This window comes from Streptomyces sp. E11-3 (assembly GCF_046540415.1).
Lineage (GTDB): Bacteria > Actinomycetota > Actinomycetes > Streptomycetales > Streptomycetaceae > Streptomyces.
Genome location: NZ_JAZGRL010000002.1, coordinates 38114 through 55493, shown reverse-complemented (window position 1 = coordinate 55493; position 17380 = coordinate 38114). Strand labels below are relative to the sequence as shown.

15 protein-coding genes and 4 pseudogenes are annotated in these 17380 nt (G+C 69.5%); 9 read left to right on the top strand and 10 right to left on the bottom strand.

All coding sequences use genetic code 11. The features are described 5' to 3' along the window. Positions 1-232: 232 nt before the first annotated feature. The 3 genes and pseudogenes from U9R90_RS18985 to U9R90_RS18975 all read left to right on the top strand — a co-directional run. Positions 233-979, top strand: coding sequence for a hypothetical protein (locus tag U9R90_RS18985; protein WP_411057840.1), 747 nt, complete (start codon positions 233-235; stop codon positions 977-979). 307 nt (positions 980-1286) lie between these two features. After that, a complete protein-coding gene (locus U9R90_RS18980) occupies positions 1287-3704 on the top strand; it encodes an ATP/GTP-binding protein (protein ID WP_411057839.1) in 2418 nt (805 codons plus the stop codon). Beyond that, positions 3644-3769: pseudogene (locus U9R90_RS18975) on the top strand (IS5/IS1182 family transposase); the annotation flags it as partial. The gene U9R90_RS18980 and the pseudogene U9R90_RS18975, both read left to right, overlap by 61 nt. On the opposite strand, the pseudogene U9R90_RS18970 reads toward U9R90_RS18975, so the two are convergent. From U9R90_RS18970 to U9R90_RS18955, 4 genes and pseudogenes are all read right to left on the bottom strand, one after another. Further along, positions 3726-4261, bottom strand: a pseudogene (locus U9R90_RS18970) (hypothetical protein). The pseudogenes U9R90_RS18975 and U9R90_RS18970 sit on opposite strands and share 44 nt — an antisense overlap. A 328-nt stretch (positions 4262-4589) precedes the next feature. Then, on the bottom strand, positions 4590-4898 hold the full coding sequence (locus tag U9R90_RS18965; RefSeq protein ID WP_411057838.1) for a hypothetical protein: 309 nt from the start codon (positions 4896-4898) through the stop codon (positions 4590-4592). A gap of 34 nt (positions 4899-4932) precedes the next feature. Further along, the gene (locus U9R90_RS18960) at positions 4933-6402 is read right to left on the bottom strand and encodes an alanine/glycine:cation symporter family protein (RefSeq protein WP_411057837.1); all 1470 of its coding nucleotides are present in this window, start codon (positions 6400-6402) and stop codon (positions 4933-4935) included. Between the two features lie 160 nt (positions 6403-6562). Next, complete coding sequence (locus U9R90_RS18955) at positions 6563-7183, bottom strand: PucR family transcriptional regulator (RefSeq protein WP_411057836.1); 621 nt, start codon at positions 7181-7183, stop codon at positions 6563-6565. Between the two features lie 153 nt (positions 7184-7336). Between U9R90_RS18955 and U9R90_RS18950 the strand changes: the two genes are divergently transcribed. From U9R90_RS18950 to U9R90_RS18935, 4 genes are all read left to right on the top strand, one after another. After that, complete coding sequence (locus U9R90_RS18950) at positions 7337-7528, top strand: hypothetical protein (protein WP_411057835.1); 192 nt, start codon at positions 7337-7339, stop codon at positions 7526-7528. A gap of 56 nt (positions 7529-7584) precedes the next feature. Further along, positions 7585-8694 carry an o-succinylbenzoate synthase gene (menC, locus tag U9R90_RS18945; RefSeq protein ID WP_411057834.1) on the top strand — a complete coding sequence of 370 codons (1110 nt, stop codon included), beginning with the start codon at positions 7585-7587 and terminating at the stop codon, positions 8692-8694. Then, on the top strand, positions 8691-9800 hold the full coding sequence (locus U9R90_RS18940; protein WP_411057833.1) for a M20/M25/M40 family metallo-hydrolase: 1110 nt from the start codon (positions 8691-8693) through the stop codon (positions 9798-9800). Before menC ends, U9R90_RS18940 begins: the two co-directional genes overlap by 4 nt. A gap of 645 nt (positions 9801-10445) precedes the next feature. Next, positions 10446-11720, top strand: coding sequence for a transposase (locus U9R90_RS18935; protein WP_411057832.1), 1275 nt, complete (start codon positions 10446-10448; stop codon positions 11718-11720). A 313-nt stretch (positions 11721-12033) separates the two neighbouring features. Here the strand turns inward: U9R90_RS18935 and U9R90_RS18930 are convergent, their stop codons facing one another. The 6 genes and pseudogenes from U9R90_RS18930 to U9R90_RS18905 all read right to left on the bottom strand — a co-directional run bounded on the left by U9R90_RS18930 (position 12034) and on the right by U9R90_RS18905 (position 15433). Next, positions 12034-12390: a hypothetical protein gene (locus U9R90_RS18930; protein WP_411059841.1), complete on the bottom strand. Its 357-nt coding sequence runs from the start codon at positions 12388-12390 to the stop codon at positions 12034-12036. 167 nt (positions 12391-12557) lie between these two features. Further along, a pseudogene (cas3, locus tag U9R90_RS18925) lies at positions 12558-13460 on the bottom strand (CRISPR-associated helicase Cas3'); the annotation flags it as partial. A gap of 82 nt (positions 13461-13542) precedes the next feature. Next, positions 13543-13743: pseudogene (locus tag U9R90_RS18920) on the bottom strand (DEAD/DEAH box helicase); the annotation flags it as partial. A 598-nt stretch (positions 13744-14341) separates the two neighbouring features. Continuing rightward, entirely contained in the window at positions 14342-14740 is a 399-nt protein-coding gene (locus tag U9R90_RS18915; RefSeq protein ID WP_411057831.1) for a hypothetical protein, read from the bottom strand. Further along, the gene (locus U9R90_RS18910; protein ID WP_411057830.1) at positions 14740-15006 is read right to left on the bottom strand and encodes a hypothetical protein; all 267 of its coding nucleotides are present in this window, start codon (positions 15004-15006) and stop codon (positions 14740-14742) included. Before U9R90_RS18910 ends, U9R90_RS18915 begins: the two co-directional genes overlap by 1 nt. 268 nt (positions 15007-15274) lie before the next feature. Beyond that, a complete protein-coding gene (locus U9R90_RS18905; RefSeq protein ID WP_411057829.1) occupies positions 15275-15433 on the bottom strand; it encodes a hypothetical protein in 159 nt (52 codons plus the stop codon). A 218-nt stretch (positions 15434-15651) separates the two neighbouring features. Between U9R90_RS18905 and U9R90_RS18900 the strand changes: the two genes are divergently transcribed. Both U9R90_RS18900 and U9R90_RS18895 read left to right on the top strand, forming a co-directional pair. After that, the gene (locus U9R90_RS18900; protein WP_411057828.1) at positions 15652-17007 is read left to right on the top strand and encodes a tetratricopeptide repeat protein; all 1356 of its coding nucleotides are present in this window, start codon (positions 15652-15654) and stop codon (positions 17005-17007) included. Between the two features lie 22 nt (positions 17008-17029). Further along, complete coding sequence (locus U9R90_RS18895; RefSeq protein WP_411057827.1) at positions 17030-17362, top strand: hypothetical protein; 333 nt, start codon at positions 17030-17032, stop codon at positions 17360-17362. Positions 17363-17380 lie beyond the last annotated feature (18 nt).

The window sequence follows — 17380 nt, the reverse complement described above, 5'->3', positions numbered from 1 at the left end:
GAGCGGTCCGCCAACCCGAGACGCTCGGCGAGGCGAAGCCGCATGTGACCCCCTTGCCGAATGAGCTGTAGGCGAGAGGAGTACCGACTGGTGTCACCTACCGGCCCTGACCGAGCCCCGACGTAAGCAGCGGGATGCCTGGTGTGGCGTGCACTGCTTCTTCGCCCGAGTGTGCGGCGCGGCGGGTGCGGATCGGGTTGGCTAAGGGGGATGCGGTCGGGAGGTACAGGTGATGGCGGACATCCGTATGAGTGCTGCCGTGCGTGCCGTCCTCGGTCCGGACGGGGTGTCCCAGGCGGCGTCGGTCACGCTTGCCACTGGGGTCTGTGTGGTGTGTGAGCAGAACCTGGATCCTGAGGAGCCTGCCAACGTGGTGGTGGCGGTGGGATGTTCTGTGGCTCATGTGCGCTACAGCCATCTGGCGTGCGCGGATTCTGCGGTCGTGGAGGTGCCCGCACAGGATCTGCGGCCGACCCCGGGGGACGGCGGCGTGACGATGCGGATGTCCGCGGGACTGGTCGAGCACCGGGGTACGGTCCTGCCGGTGCTGATGGCCGAGTTGCAGACGCCGGTCTTCCTCCGTGACGGTGCGGGCTCGGAACTCGTCGACGTCCTGTCCTCTGGACTGCTACAGGGCGGGTTCTCCCTGATCGGCCGGCTGCGGCAGGCGCCCGCTCCCGCGGCGCAGTGGGTTGCCGCTTTTGGAGATCCCTGTGGTTCTGAGGGGGCGGCTCCGCTCCATGTTCTGGAGCCGGACGGCACCATCTTCTACACCGGCACGTTCGTCCCGTCCGCAGCGTGGGTGCGGGAGGTGGAGCGGTACCGCTGGTGTGTGTTGTATGCGGGGCGGATCGGGCTGGCTGACGTTCCCGGCCAGGACCAGCGGGCTACGACGCGGGCGTTGCGGACCGCGGCGGCCGCGGGGCGGCTCGTTGGCGCCCGCCTTTCTGCCGGTCAGCTGGACGTGTTCGCGCCGTAGGTGCAGGCACGCGGTCTCCGGGGGGCGGTGGCGCACGGCCTGCGGGGTGTCCGGAGCGTGATCCCTACTTGACGGTCAGTCAATGTGCCTGTTGTGGTGGGCAGTAGATGACTAGGTGGGGTTGCTGCGTGTCACGATCGGATCTGCGTGCGCTGTTTCGTACGAACAGCCGCGAGCTGAAGGCGGTCGACTTCTTCGCCGACCGGCGCGATGAGTGGGGGACGGTGGCCGACAGCCTCACGGTGCATGCCCGGCGCCAGCGCGACCCCTCCTTTGACGTGCAGGATTTAGAGTCCCCCGGCACAACGTGCTCGTCTTCTACGGCCTGGGCGGGATCGGCAAGACGACGCTCTCGCGCGGCATCGTCGAACACCTGGTGGACAGCGAACCGCACAGCGGCCAGTGGCCGCCGCTCGATCCGCAGATTGGCCCGGTCATACCCGTGCGGGTGGATCTGTCCCGCAATGCGGGCAGTGACTTCGAGTCGGTGATGCTCGCACTCCGGCTGGCCGTCACCGAAATGGGGCGGCCGATGCCCGCGTTCGATATCGCGCTGCAGCGCTACTGGGAGCGCAACCACGCCGGCGAGCCGCTGGAGGAATATCTGCGCCGCCGGACCTGGTTCAGCCGCTTTCCCGGGGTGCGGTCGCTGTCGGGGCAGATGCAGTCCGCGCTCGCCGACGTCGCCCAGGCCGTCGCTCTGCCGGGGACGGCGGGCTCGCTGGTCGGTCAGGCGGTCGGGTCGTTCACCCGGGCGCTGCGGGAGCGCCGCCACCGGGTGCGGGCGCTGGCCGGGTGCCACCGGCTGGCCGATCTGCTGGAGGCCGAGCCGGATCTGGAGGCCTTGAGCTACTACGCGCATCTGCTGGCCTGGGATCTGAGTCAGGTGCCGGCCAAGGACCGGGCGACGCTCGTGGTGTTACTGGACACCTTCGAGGATGTCGGGGAGCGGGTCCACCGGGATCTGGAGCGGCTGATCCAGCGCATGGTGTGGCTGATGCCCAATGTGCTGTTCGTGATCACCGGGCGGAACCGGCTGCAGTGGGACGATCCGAAGCTGGAGGGCCAGCTGGACTGGGCGGGGCCGGAGTTCTGGCCGCTGTTGGCCGGCGGCGCGGACCAGGAGCCGCGCCAGCACACCGTGGGGTATCTGTCCGCGGAGGACTGCGAGCGGTACCTGTGTGAGCGGCTCACCTTTGGTGAGCGGCCGGTGGTGGACGACCGCACCCGCCATCTGATCACCGCGAACTCGCATGGTCTGCCGTTGTATCTGGATCTCGCGGTGATGCGGTTTCTGGACCTGCACCGGCGCCAGGGACGGCCGCCCGCGCCGCACGAGTTCAACCTCGACTTCTCTGCCCTGGTCGCGCGGACGTTCCGCGATCTCAGTCCCGAGGTGCGGCGGGTCCTGCGGGCGGTGAGCCTGCTGGATTCGTTCTCCGTCGACCTGGCCGCGGCCGCCGCGGGTCTCGAGCACGACTCCCCGGCGCTGGAGCTGATAGAGCGGCCGTTCGTCGACGGCGATCCGGGCGCGCCGTGGCCCTACCGGGTGCACAACTTGGTGCGGGACACTGTCCGGGAGGCGGATTCCACCAGCGAGGACCGGTGGAGTGAAGCGGACTGGCAGCGGGCCGCGCAGCGGACCTTTGACGCGCTGGGCCGCGAGGCGGCCGGTGACCGGGCCCGGCTGGTGGGGGCCCTGCGGCAGGGGTTGCGGCTGGCGCGAGACTACGGGCTGGAGCTGGGCTGGCTGGCCGACGCCGCGTTCTCGTATGTCGAGGACTTCGTGTGGGGGCCGATCGAGATCCCGGCGGCCGGCGCCAGCGCCCCAGCGGGCGGTATCGGCAGCGCGGCGGAGGCGCTGGGCATCGCCCTGGCGGCGATCGCCGAGCGGCAGCGCCGCCACCGCTCCCAGACCGCGGAGCAGCTGCGCACCGTGGTGGCCTCGGGGCACCTGCCCGCGGAGCTGCTGGAGCTGCCCCGGTACTTCCTCGCGGAGTGCGACCGCGACCTCGGCAACTTCCGTGCCTCGCTGGAGGGCATGCAGCAGGTCGCGGACGCGGGTGGGCGGCTGGCGGCGACCGCGGGCCGCGGTCTGGTGCACCTCGCGCGGCGTACCGGCCGTTTTCCCCAGGTGCGGGCCGCCGCCGAGGCGCTCGGCGTGGAGGGTCGGCGGGACCGGGCCCTGGGGGATCTGTGGTGGACCCAGGGCAGCATGGCGCTGGCCTGCGCCGCGTACGCGGCCAGCCGCGATGAGGCGCTGGCCACCGGGCAGCCAGGGGAGGCGGCGCTGTCGCAGGCCTGCCTGGCGTTTGCGGCCGCCTTCCAGGACCGGCCGCGCGCCGCTGAGCAGATCACGCGGGCCCAGGACGCCCTGGGCGGGGTGTCGATCCGGTTCGCTGAGCTCCACACACAGATCGCCTCCCTGGCCCGGGACGCCGGCGTCGATGACCAGGTTCTGGTGCGGGCGGAAGGTCTCGTCGCGCAGGCGATGGAGGCCGGGCTGACCTCGTCGGTGTCGTACGTGCGGTTCGCCGAGTGCCTGCACGCCGCGGTGCTCGGCTCGGCCGACCTCCTCAACCAGGCCCGCACCCGGCTGCGGGCCTGCGTGCACGGCGAAGAGTTCGCCTACCTCGCCGAACTCACCTACCTGATGACCGGCCAGGAGGCACCCGGCGCCTGGCACGCGACTACGAGCGCCGCACTACCAGCGCCGAAGCGATGATCTACTGGTCGATGACCCTGCTCATGACCCGCCGCCTGGCCCGGCCACGCCCGCCGCAAGCGTGAAGCGGCCCGGCCGCTGCTCGGCCAGCCAGCCGTGGGCCACCAGTCGTTTCGCCTTCGACCGCAGCGCCTCCACCCGCGCCGGCACCACGTCCATACCGAACGCGGCGGCCATCTCCTGGCAGGTCAGCGGCCCTTGACCGAGCCGGGACCGGTCCGCGAGCACCATGAGGATGCGCTGGTAGTCCACCGACAGCACCGACCAGGCCAGCCCCTCACGCCACATGGGCACCTGCGACTTCGGCTTCGCCGCATCCCGGGGCGCCGACTGCGCGTCCGCATCCCGCAGGTCCGGGGTGGTCTCCGTGTCGGCGGTGTTTCCGCCGTCCGAGCCAGCACCACATCGACCCGCCTGCGGGCGATAGCCCACTCCTGCCATTCCTGCTCGGCCGCGGCCAGCTCGGCCTGAATACGGTCGACCTCCTCCCGCAGCCCGTCAACTCGACGGCGAGCGGCGAGCTCGTGCTGTTCCAGCAGTCCGACAACCGACGGCATCCACAACCTCCCAGGGAGCAACGACACGACAGGCCACAACTCCCAAGAAGCCACCGATCCTATGCCTGGCCTGCGAAAACACCGTCCTCAGGTTCGGTACGACAACAGCTACTGACAAATCCGCCTGACTGGCATCGTCGAAGGCCGAGCTTCCCCTTGAAGCGGTGGGGCTTCAGGTTGCGCAGCCACATCGAGACCTGTCCTCTCAGTGGAGGACCGGCCTGCTGGCTGTCCGTGTGGCCGGAAGGCTGGGAGGACACCATGAGGTGTGCCGCCGGGGTGAGGTGAGGGCGGAGCTGTCCCCTGCGTGACATCGGAGGCTGGTGGGTCACGATCGGACCGAAGCCGCTGTCACAGCTGTGCTGACGGCCACGCCGTTGCGCTCTCGAATCTCGTGATCGGCGAGGAACGGCAGGGCGACGGTCAGGGAGACGAGAACCAACCCGGCCGGTCCATGGGTCTGGAACCGCTCCAGCGTTTTCGACGCGACCGGAGACTGGTGCTCGCGCAGGTCTCGTACGACCGCCCGCTTCGCCAACCCGAGCCGCCTCACCTTCAGCTCGACTGCGTCTTCGTCGGGCTGAAGGTGAGGCGGATTCGAAAATTGCGAAGTTCCGTCACCGGCGGCAGAGCACACGGAGGAAGAACTCCCTGGCCGCAGGGGCAGAGACTCAGCAGGCCTCAGAGGAACACCCGATGTCGGGCATGCGGGAGCCCGCCCCCGACTTCTTCGCGGATGTGGTCGGCTCCCAGCACTCGACGTTCTTCAGGCCCGGGACGCGGTCCCGTGTGAAGACCGGGTCCAGGCCCGCGCGTCGCTGGGCCGTGTAGTCGTCCATTAGGCGGAAGGCGATCGCCGAGAGCGGCAGGATGGCCAGCAGGTTCACCAGCGCCATCGTGCCCATCGTGATGTCGGCGAGGTTCCACACGATGCTCACCGAGCCCATCGCGCCGAGCACGGTGCAGACCAGTACGACCGCTCGGTAACTGGTCATCGCGGACTTGCTCCGGGTGATGAACTCGATGTTGGACTCGCCGTAGTAGTAGTTACCGATCATGGAGCTGAAGGCGACCATGAAGACCACCAGCGTCAGGATGTGACCGGCCCAGTTGCCCAGGGCCCCGTTGAACGCGGACTGGGTGACGTCCGCGCCGCCGCGCTCGCCCAGCGTCGGGTTGGCGCTGAGGACGACGAAGGCGGTCATGGTGCAGATGACCAGCGTGTCGAAGTAGACGCCGACGGTCTGCACGAGGCCCTGCTTGACTGGGTGGGTGGTCTCCGCGGCGGCGGCGGCGTTGGGGGCGGAGCCCATGCCGGCCTCGTTGGAGAACATGCCTCGCCGCACGCCCTGCAGGATCGCCGTGCCGACCGCGCCGCCCGCGACCTCGCGGAAGCCGAAGGCGCCGCCGACGATGTCGCCGATCATCCGCGGGATCTCGGTGGCGTTGAGCAGCACCACGGCTATTCCGATCAGCAGGTAGGTGCCGGCCATCACCGGGACCAGCACCTGGGTGACCTTGGCGATCCGCTTCACGCCGTAGAACACGGACAGCACGAGCAGCACGGCCAGTGCGATGCCGACGACTGGGGCGAGCCAGGCGGTGTCCGCGCCGCCGAGCGAGCCCTCGACGGTGACTGCGATGGTGTTGGACTGCACCGCGGTGAGCACGAAGCCGAAGGTCAGCGTGATGAGCACGGCGAACAGGACGCCGAGCCAGCGCTTTCCGAGCGCGCGCTCCATATAGTAGGCAGGGCCACCGCGGTATGTACCGGGCTCCTTGCCGGGTGTCTTGTAGAGCTGGGCGAGCACGGCCTCGACGAAGGCGGAGGCACAGCCGACGAGGGCCATCATCCACATCCAGAAGACCGCGCCGGGCCCGCCGAGGGTGATGGCGGTGGCCACACCGGCGATGTTGCCGGTGCCGATCCGGGTGGCGGCGGAGATGGAGAAGGCGCCGAGGGGGCTGACACCGTCCGTCGGCTTCTCTTTGAGAACGCGGAACATCTCCGGGATGAGTCTCAGCTGTACGGCTCTGGAGCGGAAGGTGAAATAGAGGCCCGCGAAGGCCACCAGCGGGATCAGCAGGTAAGTCCAGAAGTGGTCGTTGATGTCAACGATCCAGGAGTCCAGCGTACTCATGCGTCGGCGTCCCGTTCTTGTGAGTCGGGGTGCGTGGCTCGAACGCGCGACGGCCGCTGAGGCGGGGGGCGCAGACCGCGGGCCACGCGGATTGACTCGTGAGTCTGCTGGAGACCCGAGGAGCATCCTTTGTGCCTCAGTACGAAGTCATGCCTCGCATTTAGTCGTCTGTGTGGAAGAAGGTCGTCGTCTTGCGCAGCTGCAGCCGCAGCTGCAGCTGCAGCTGCGCCAGCAGCATCTGGTCGGCGTCATGGAAGTCCAGGCCTGACACCTCCCTGATCCGGCGCAGCCGGTATCGCAAGGTGTTGACGTGCACCCGCAGTTGTACAGCGGTGTCCTCGGTCACGCCCCTCGCGGCCAGGAAGGTGGCGAGGGTCTCGGTGAGGACGCCGTCGGGGCCGTCGTGCGCGGCGAGGCGGCGCAGCGGGCCGGTGGCCGGCGGCAGGCCGAGCGACTGGGCGATGTCACCGAGGTGGTCGAGCAGCACCTGGAGCGCCGTGTCGTCGAGGGTGGCCACGGCGGGCGCCGAGTCCCCGGCGCCGCGCAGTGCGCGCAGCACGGCGTCGGCCTGGACCCGGACGGCGGGCACACGACCGGGCTCGGCGGTGGGCCCGGCGACCGCGGCCAGACAGCCCCCGCCGGGTCCGGCCGGCAACCGGGAGACGAAGTCCGCGGCCAGTGAGCGGGCCGCGGCCAGGACCTCATCCCTGGACGGCTTCGGCCAGGCCGCCAGCACGTACACGGCACGGTCACCGCGCACGGCCACCGCTGAGGGGCGCACTGCGGTGAGATAGAGCGTCAGGGCGTCCTCGAGTCGGCGAAGACCGGCGGCTGCGACGGCGGCCTCTACGGGGGCGGTGTCCGCGGCCGCGTCCGANCCGCTCCGGCCCCTCCCGACAGCCCGCTCCTGGATATCGGCGAGGCGGGAGGACCGGTGCGCCGCGCCAGGGATCCTCGGCCCGGCGAGGAGGTACGGCTACGCGTCCCGGTGCTGCTGCCTGATGACGCCTCCCTTGTCCTGGACTGGCGGTTTGCCCTGCGCGAGACGATGCGGCCGCTGCTGCAGTCCGGCTATCGATGGACAGGAGCCGACCGGAACGGCACATACGTCCTCACCGCTCCCTGATCGAACGACCCGATGAACCTGATGAACCTGATGAACCCGAGGAACCGATGAACCACATGAACATCGAAGCTGTGGAACTGCGGCGGGTCGCCATGCCGCTGGCGTCTCCGTTTCGTACCTCGTTCAGCACCCAGACAGAACGCGATGTGCTGCTGGTACGGGTGATCACCGATCAGGCCGACGGCTGGGCCGAGTGCGTCGCGATCGCCGACCCGCTGTACTCCAGCGAGTTCACCGACAGTGCGCACCGGATTGTCGCGGACCATCTGCTGCCCCGCCTGTTCGCCGCCGACCGGCTCAACGCCGATCTGGTCGCCCCGCTGCTGGAGCCAGTACGCGGGCACCGAATGGCCAAGGCGGCGGTGGAGACGGCCGTGCTCGACGCCCAACTGAAGGCCACCGCAGTTCCGCTGAACCGCCACCTGGGGGCGACTGCGACCCACGTGGACTCCGGCGTGTCGGTGAGCATCTACGACGCCGTACCGGAGCTGCTCGACGCGGTGGCGGGCTACCTGGACGCCGGATACCGGCGGATCAAGCTCAAGATCGAGCCGGGCTGGGACATCGAGCCGCTCGCCGCGGTGCGGGAGCGCTTCGGAGACGACGTGCTCCTCCAGGTGGACGCCAACTCCGCCTACACCCGCTCCGACGCCCGCCACCTCGCGCGCCTCGACGAGTTCGGGCTCCTCCTGATCGAGCAGCCACTCGACGAGGAGGACGTGGCCGGCCACGCCGAGCTCGCCCGCGTCGTGCAGACCCCGATCTGCCTCGACGAGTCGGTCGTCTCGGCCCAGGCCGCCTACGAGGCCATCCGCACCGGCGCCTGCACGATCGTCAACATAAAGCCGGGCCGGGTCGGCGGCTACCTGGAAGCACGGCGCGTGCACGACGTCTGCGCGGCCGCCGGGATCCCGGTCTGGGCCGGCGGCATGCTGGAGACCGGCATCGGCCGGGCGGCCAACCTCGCACTGGGCGGCCTGCCCAACTTCACCCTGCCCTCGGACATCTCGGCCTCCGACCGCTACTTCAAGCAGGACCTGACCGAGCCGATCACGATGACCGAGGACGGCCGCATCGAAATCCCGACCGGGCCCGGCATCGGCGTCGCCCCGATCCCCGAGGTACTGGCGGAACTCACCGTCTCCACGCAGGTGCTGAAGCCGTGACCCTCCTCGACGAACTGACCGCCCGCACCGAGGAGATGGCCCAGGCGACGCTCGACCTGTGCCTGATGGAGTCGCCGTCCGAGGATTTCGGCCGACTGGCCGAGGTCGCAGAGCACACCGCCGAGCTGGGCACCCGCCTGCTCAGCCGCAGGCCCGAGTGGATCATCGAGCAGGACCGGCCCGCGCTGTACTGGGAGCCGGCGCCGGGTGGCGTGCTGCTGCTCGGCCACCTCGACACGGTCTGGCCGATCGGCACCCTGGCCCGCTGGCCGAAGCCGCTGCGCACCCAGACCACCCTCAGCTGCCCCGGCGTCTTCGACATGAAGGCCGGCGTCGTGCAGGGCCTGTACGCGATGGCGTCGCTCGGCTCCCCGGCGGGCTGCGGCATGCTGCTCACCACCGACGAGGAGATCGGCTCACCGGTCTCCCGACCGCTGATCGAAAAGGCCGCCGCCCGTACTGGGGCAGTGCTGGTGCTGGAGGCCAGCGCGGACGGTGCACTCAAGACCGGCCGCAAGGGCGTCAGCCAGTATGTGGTACGGGTCTTGGGGCGGGCCGCGCACGCCGGCCTGGAACCCGAGAAGGGCGTGAACGCGCTCCTGGAGCTGGCCGCCCAAGCGCACACCGTCGCCTCATTCGGCTCCGGCGGACTCACCGTCACACCCACCCTCGCCGCCGCCGGCACCACGACCAACACCGTCCCGGCCGAGGCCCACTTCCACGTCGACGCCCGCGCCACCACCCGCGCCGAACAGGACGCCCTGCACGCCCGGATGGCCGCACTGTCCCCGGTGCTGCCCAGCGCCCGGGTCACCGTCGAGGGAGGCCCCAACCGCCCGCCGATGGAGGCAGGCCAGGCCCTACACCTGCTGCATCTCGCGCGCGTCACCGCCAGGGACCTCGGTCTCGGGGACATCCGCGCGGTCCGCGTCGGAGGCGCGTCCGACGGCAACTTCACCGCCGGGATCGGCATCCCCACCCTCGACGGCCTCGGCGCGGTCGGCGCGCACCCGCACGCCGAGGGCGAGTACGCCGTCATCGCCGAAATGCCCCGCCGGGCGGCCCTCGTCGCCGGCCTCATAGCCCGCCTGCTGCCACCTGCCTGAGGTCTCCACACCCGATCTTCCTCCATCGGCCCCGGGAACCCGCTCGTAGGTTCCCGGGGCGCGGCGTACCACGCACTACACGTCCGTACGTGGGCGCTGGCCTGTCGTCTCCAAAATACGGTCCTGATAACGACTCCTCAGATTACGAACTAAGGGGTACACCATTTTCGACGGAACGTTCCACCAAGTGCTTCTGGTGCGTGCCGTATTGAAGCGTGCCATCGGGAGCAGCATTGCTGAACCAAGTCGGCGTTGCCCTGGGCACTCGACCGGGCGTGATTCGTCAGCACGGGTCGAACAAGGAGGGTTTCATGTTCGCGCACGTCAACACAGAGGTGCACAAGGGCATCGTTACCGCAGCGATGACAGGTGCTATGAAGCATTGGATGTGAACACCGCGAACCAGCCGGGCAACAATGGTGCGGGAACGGCGGCGGACGAGTACACCCGAAGCTGCACGGCGATTGCGCTCTGCGCGCGACACCTTCTGACGCGGCGTACAACCGCCGGGGCAGACTCACTTAGCCCGGATCCACCGGCTGACGTCTGTGGACAACTTCTCCGGGAACGAGGAAGAGCCTTGTGACCTGCGATGATGGGAGTTCTTGAGGCTTCCAGCACGCAAGATGACAAGGCTCTTCCGAGATGCAATCTTCCCATGCCGCCGTCCATGTTTCCGCACTCTTCGATGAGCCGAATCTGATCGCGGATGCGGGGCTGTTGCCACTGGTCGCGCTCTCCGAGCGGGTCGGTCTGCCCGAGCTGGCCGCCCGGGTCCGCATCGAGGCGGCCGACAACAGCGGCGGCGTGCATCCGGCGGCCAAGGTGATGTCGCTGCTGGGCGCGATGTGCTCGGGGGCCGACTCCATCGATGATGCCGACCGGCTGCGGCACGGCGCGATGGACCGGGCCTTCGCCGGGATACGCGCCCCGTCCACGCTGGGCACCTTCCTGCGGTCCTTCACCCACGGCCACAACCGGCAACTCCACCGGGTGCACCGGGAGTTCCTGGCCCGCCTCGCGATCCACACCCCGCAGCTGCCCGGCGCCGGGCAGCTGATGTTCATCGATATCGACCCCACCCACCGCCGGGTCTACGGACGGGCCAAGCAAGGCGCCGAGCACGGGCGCCTGAAGGGGCAGCGCACCCTGCACCCGATCGTGGCCACCCTGTCCACCCCGCTCGCCCGGCCGGTGATCGGTGCGGTCCGCCTGCGCCGCGGCAAGTCCGCCGATGTCCGCGGCGCGAAAAGCTTCGCCGCCCAGGCCCTGGCCATCGCGAAGGACGCGGGCGGAACCGGAATCCGGATGGTGCGGGCGGACAGCAAGTTCTACACCGCCGATGTGGCCGCCGCCTGCCACAGGTCCGGTGCCCACTTCTCCCTGACCACGGGCATGAACCCCTCCATCGCCGCCGCGATCGGCCGCATCACCGAAGACGCCTGGGTCCCGATCCGCTACCCCGAGGCGTTCGTGGATCCCGACACCGGCGAGATGGTCTCCAGACGCCGAGGGCGCCGAGATCGAGTACACCGCGTTCACCGGACGCAAGAAGGCCGAGCAGGTCACCGCCCGTCTGATCGTGCGCCGGGTGCGACGCCTGAACCCGCGAGCAGCCACCGGGCAGGGCGAGTTGTTCGACTCTTGGCGCTACCACCCCATCTTCACCAACAGCCCCTTCGGCATGCTTCAGGCCGAACTGCACCACCGGCAACACGCTGTCGCGGAACAGGCGATCGCGGACGGAAAGTCCTCCGCGCTCGCCCACCTGCCCTCGGGAAACTTCCAGGTGAACGCTGCCTGGCTGACTCTGTGGGCCATGTCGCACAACCTGCTGCGGGCCGCCGGCGCCCTGGCCTCGGCCTTCCACGCCAAGGCCACCACCGCCACACTCCGCGCCCACCTGATCAGGGTCGATGAGGACGTGCATGTAGATCTCGAAGACCGCGACGCCGAACAGGTTGTGACCCCTCGGAGGGCCGATGAGGACATGCGGGAGTTACGTTGGGCAAGGGTGTCGTAGACGAGTTGTGACCCCTCGGAGGGTCGATAAGGACCCCAGGGTAAAGCCGCAGGTCACTGCTGCTTCTCCAACGGACCCGCAGCACGCTCTTGCAGCGGGCCTCCGGTCGTGCAGTTCGGCCCGGCGTGGCGCTGAAAAGTGGGGCTTCGATAGCCGGGTACTGGTCGGCCCGCCTGTCACAGGAGACGCCGCCGATGTCCTCCGCCTGGATCACAGGACCTCCCCGGCCCGGTGGGTCTGCTGGGATAGTCCGCGGACAGCGAGCAGGCCGCGGTCGGGGGCGTAATCGCCGTCGATGACGCGGACCTTGAGCTGTTTCTCGTAGCGGCTGGGCGGTCCGGCCCAGTGCGGCATGGGGATGAGGTACTCGTCGGCGAGGAGCCGTCCGGCAGCCTGGTGGTGGGAGCCAGCTTCGGTGAGAGCGGTGGCGTAGGCGTCGCGGTCCTCGGTGAGGATCGCCTCGGTGCCGTCGAAGAGTTCGTCGAAGGTCTCGGACAGGGTGGTGCGGTCTTCGAAGGGGTAGCGGAACTGCTGGAAGGCGCTGTCGAAGCTTTCGCGTCGCTCCACGACTTCCTCGCGCCAGCGTTGGCCCCAGTCGGTGGCGTACACCGTGTCCAGCCAGTGGGTGGCGTCTGCTTCGTCGATGGCCTGGTCCTGGTGGGGGTGAGCAGGTGCCAGGTGGTTTCGACCGGTTCGCGTGGGTAGATGCCGTCGGCGTAGTGGCCGGGGTGTCCGCAGCGGGTGGTCCAGGCAGGGTGGTGGATGATCACGTCGGCCGCTGGGCGGGCGCCGATGCGGTTGATCCGGCCGAAGCGCTGCAGCAGTGCCTCCAGCGGGGCTGCTGCGGTGAACAGGGTGTCGAAGTCGACCTCGAGGCTGACCTCGACGACCTGGGTGGCGACCAACAGGCCCGGTTTACGGGCGTGCTGGGCGTCTGGTGCGACGGTGCCGAACCGGGCGGCGATCTTCTTCTCGATTCGGGAGCGGTCCGTTCCGCGGAAACGTGAGTGCAGCAAGAGCGCGGCGTCGTCGCCGTGGCGGGCGCGGACGGCGGGGGCGAGCTGCTCGTAGAGGTCCAGGGCATGGGCGACGTTGTTGGCGATCACCAGGACGGATTCGTCCTGGTCCAGCCGCTGGCGGATCTCGTGCAGGGCGTCGGGGTCGGTGAGGTGGTGGCCGCGGGTGCGCAGGAGGTGGCGCGGTGGCAGGTCGAGGTCGGGGGCGTCCAGGAGGGTGGTGGGTTGGGCGAGGGTGTCTTCGAAGAGGCTGGCCAGGACGGCGGGGAGGGTCGCGGACAGGACGGCGATCCGTCCGCCGAGGCGCTCCCAGAGCTGGGCGCTGGCCAGGATGTAGCCGAGTCGGCGGGCGTCGTAGGCGTGCAGCTCGTCCAGGATGAAGACGGAGTTCGCGGCGTCGATGAGGATGCTGGAGTGGACCGGTCCGGCCAGGGCCGCGCGCAGGAGTTGGTAGGGGGTGGCGATGCGGACGCTCTCGTGGAACAGCTTGGTGGCCGCTGCCCGGGAGAGGGCTTTGGTCGCGGCGTCGGCGCGGCAGGGGGAGTCGTGGTCGTCGCCATCTTCCGGGGTGATCGCGGTGGCGAGGTGGTAGGAGGCGGCGCGGGAGTGGGCGACGCCCACGGTGTCGGGGTCGGCCGAGTGTCGTGGCAAGGCGCCGGGCCATCGCGTTGATGGAGGAGAGGTAGGGGAGGGTGAAGAAGACGCGGGGTGTGCCGCCGCTTTCGGCGCTGAGGGCTTCTACTTGGTGCGCGGCCCATAGCAGCGCTGCTTCGGTTTTTCCGCTGCCGGTCGGGGCGCGCAGGAGCAGGTGGCCCGCCGTTTCGGCGGCCTGGAGTTGATGGGCTCGGAGCGTCTTGCCTTGATCGGTGAGCTGCTGTTCCAGCCGGGCGCGGAAGGCTGCCACTCGCTTCCCTACACCTCAACGTCAACTGATAACGCGATCCCGGACGGCCTGCTGTCCGTGGACAGGGCGAAATCCGCTCCCCAGGGGATTCGCTATCGATCACTGAAGTTGCCGTTCTTCAGCACCACGCCGGTCCTCATCGACCCTCCGAGGGGTCACAACGCGCCGTGGCGAGCCGGTATCCGTACAGGTGCGCGTCCTCATCGCCCCCCCCGAGGGGTCACAACCGGTAGAGAGATGCCATGTCGCGCCCCTGAGATCCGCGGAGTGAACACCATCCTGCGTGCCAGCACGGGCCCGCGGCTGTCCGACTCGTGCTACCGAATGGGGGTATCGGCGCCAGCAGCTCGCACAGCGGGATGACCCCGTCGCCCTTTGAGCGGCGTGAGGTCGACGCTGAGTGGTCCGCGCCGTGCCGTCCGGCACGGCGGTGCTGGTCACGAACGCGCCGTTCACCTTGAATCGCACGACCAGGCCCACGATCGCGAGCCTGGCCTCACCAGCAGCGGCGGCAGCCGGGGCTCCAGCCCTAACCGGGCCATGCTCTCCCGGCACAGCAGCTCATGATCCGCATCCGTCGGCAGGCTCGTCTTGCCACCTACTGGTCGGGATGGACGGCTTGGACGCCGGTGCCTTCGTACTGTTCGGGCGTGAGAGTGAGCAGGAAGCGGCCGGCGGGGAAGTCTGCGGAGGGGCGGGCGGCGTAGATGGCGTGGACGGCCGCCCAGGAGTGCCCGGCGTGCAGCAGTTCGGTGGCGGACAGTGCGGCCTCGGTATCGAAAGGCTCGATCGTGATGAACCGCAGCCCGTGGATGCAGGCGAGGAGACCGGGCCGTTCGGTGTCGCCGGCGGTGAGGGACAGGACTGGGGCGTACAGGGTACCCAGACCGCCGGAGGCTTGGACGTAGAACGCGGCGACGGCCTCGTTGTGCGGGTCTTTGGGGTCGTGGAGGGCGGTGGCGGTGGTGTGGTCCAGGACGACCGCGATCGGCCCCACTACGCGGCTGCCGCGTCCTGGCGGCCGCCGAGGCGCTCCAGCAGGTCGCGGGCCTTCGCCTCGGCCTGCTCACTGGGTGCCGTGCCCAGGACGGAGGCGAGTTCGGCGCGGGCTTGTTCAGCGCGTTCCGCGTATTCGGCCTGGGTCGGGCGGCCTTCGGCGAGCTCTTCGACGAGCTGCCGGATCGTGGTGTTGTGATCGGCGGCCAGGGCGGCCAGCCGGTCGCGGGTGGCCGCGCTCACCTTGATGCTCGTCTCGTCTGCCATGCTCCATACTCTACTGCGAGTAGAGGAGCTGTGCGGGGTTTCGGCAGCACTGCATCCTGCCCGATGTACGTGGCTACGCCTGCAGGAGGCCCGCGGCCCTGTCGGCGTGACACACGCAAGGTGCCTGGCGCAGCGCGCTGCCCCAGGCACCCATCCCGGGCTTCGGGCCTCAGCCGGTCCCAAGGCACTCGATCACGGCAGTCTTGACGCCGCTCTCGCCCTGGCGGCGGCCGCTCGGTCTCCTGGACTTGAGCTGGCGGAGCGGACATCAACGGGCCAGCGCGACCGTGATCGGCACGTTCGGGCAGCGGCCCAGCGTCTGGGAGAGCGCGGCTTCCTCGGCCAGGTCGATGGCCTGCTGGTAGCGGGTCTTGGTCGCGACCCAGTCGCTGACGTACTGGCAGTGGTACCCCTGAAGGGACGGCATCCACGTACTGGGGTCCTGGTCGGCTTTGCTGCGGTTGCTTGCCGCGGACACCGCGATCAGCGCGCGGGCGTCATCGAGGTCGTTGGCGTACGCCTCGCGCTCCTTCGCCGTCCATGTGGACGCGCCGACTGGCGGGGAGCGTCATTCCAACCGTGCTGTATTCGAAACTGCTAGTGGTATCGGCGCGATGTCAGAGGTCGGCGCTATGGTGCGTGGCCGTGGACTCTGCTGATCTTGACTATCGGGCCCGGACGCAGTCCGGCTGCATCCCGCCGGAACTGGTCTCCCGGCTGCTCCACCGCGGCCATGCAGCCGTGGTGGAGGAGTGGGCCGGACGTGGGGAGTGGTTCTGCGCACTTGTGTGGGCGCGGCTGCTGGGCGAGCGGGGCCGACAGGCCGACGCACTGGAGGTGCTCGGCCCGTACGCCGCTACGGGCTGGTGGACGGCCGTCGCAGCGACCGCCGAGCTGCTGGAGGGCTGGGGCCGAATCGAGGAAGCGATCGAGACCGTCCGGGCCCGGATGGCCGTCGGGCACCCGATGGCGTTGGAGGCCTACACGCGGCTGCTTGCCCGACACGGCCGCCCCGCGGAGGCGTTCACCATGCTCCTGCCGCACGCCGACGACTGGGCGCTCGCCACCGCCCTGGTCGACGTGGCCGCCGTCGCCGGCCGCGACGAGGAGGCCGCCGCGCTGCTCGCCGCCCGGATCCGGGCCGACCACCGCTGCGACGGCCCGTGGTGCTGCCGCGGCCTCGACAACGACACGGCGATCGGCCTACTCGCGACAATCCGCGAGCGCCAGGGCCACATCGCCGAGGCCGTCGCCCTGCTCAGGCACCGTCAGACCACTTCGATCAACAGCCGCGACCAACTCGCCGACCTGCTGGCTCGGCACGGCCGAACCGAGGAACTGCGCGCCTACGCGGCGACCGACGGACATGAGGAGGCCGTACATCGGCTGGCGGAGCTGCTCGAGGAGTGTGGCGACGTTGAGGGCGCGATCGCTGCATACGGGCGGACCGACGGACCCTCGGCCTGGAACCCGAACTCGGCCTACGAGCTCGCGCAGCTCCTGGCCCGGCATGGCCGGGGCGACGAGGCGATCGCCGTGATGCGCGCCCAGGCCGATGCCCGCCACGGCGACGACTGGATTCTCCACACCCTGTCCGAGCTGTGTCTCGACCATGGTCGCCCCTCCGATGGCCTGGCCCACCTCGACGCCCTCGCCGCCCAGTGCGGGGGCGAGGTTGAGTGGGAGCTGTTCTGGATGCGGCTGCCGCTGATCGCCGCCTGCAGCGGGGTCGACGAGGCGGTTGAACGGGCCCGAGCCCACCCCGAAGGCACCACTTGGTACGCGGCGGAACACATCGCTCGGCTTCTCGCCGACGCCGGGCGCACCGAAGAAGCCATCGCCATCCTTCAGCAACATGACCACAGGAACAGCCACGACATGGCCAGCTACCTCATCGACCTCGGCCGTATCGGCGAAGCCCTGGCCGTCCTTCAGCAGCCCCGCCCCCAAGCGCCCGCTATACCGACGACACACCCATGGTCGGAAGATCCCCCGTTCTGAGACCCTGCCTGGTTCGGACCTGTTGTATGGCGGCCCGTCACCTAGAGGGCGGCATGCCGGTTGCTGGGACCAGGCCACCGACCCCGACAACGGCGAGACCTACCACGTCTGTCTGCTGCACATTCCGGCGAACAAGACGACGGCGGCATTCTCCAAGCCGGTCGACCCCATCGTCGGTGAGCTCATCGATGCCTGGAAGGACGTTCGCCCTGCCCAGCCGGACATCACCGATCGCAAGACCGGACAGCGACGCCAGCACCTGTTCTGCTACCGCGCCCAGCTCATCGGCATCGAAATTGTCGGATTCCCACTCGTTCTCGTTCGCGCTGTCGGATTCTCATTCGTGTCGATCTGAATGGCTGGCCGTCCCCAT

Coding starts and splice junctions, on each gene's coding strand:
- U9R90_RS18985 (WP_411057840.1), top strand. CDS start 233: ATGGCGGACATCCGTATGAGTGCTGCCGTGCGTGCCGTCCTCGGTCCG.
- U9R90_RS18960 (WP_411057837.1), bottom strand. CDS start 6,402: ATGAGTACGCTGGACTCCTGGATCGTTGACATCAACGACCACTTCTGG.
- menC (WP_411057834.1), top strand. CDS start 7,585: ATGAACATCGAAGCTGTGGAACTGCGGCGGGTCGCCATGCCGCTGGCG.
- U9R90_RS18910 (WP_411057830.1), bottom strand. CDS start 15,006: ATGGCAGACGAGACGAGCATCAAGGTGAGCGCGGCCACCCGCGACCGG.
- U9R90_RS18905 (WP_411057829.1), bottom strand. CDS start 15,433: ATGCCGTCCCTTCAGGGGTACCACTGCCAGTACGTCAGCGACTGGGTC.
- U9R90_RS18935 (WP_411057832.1), top strand. CDS start 10,446: ATGCAATCTTCCCATGCCGCCGTCCATGTTTCCGCACTCTTCGATGAG.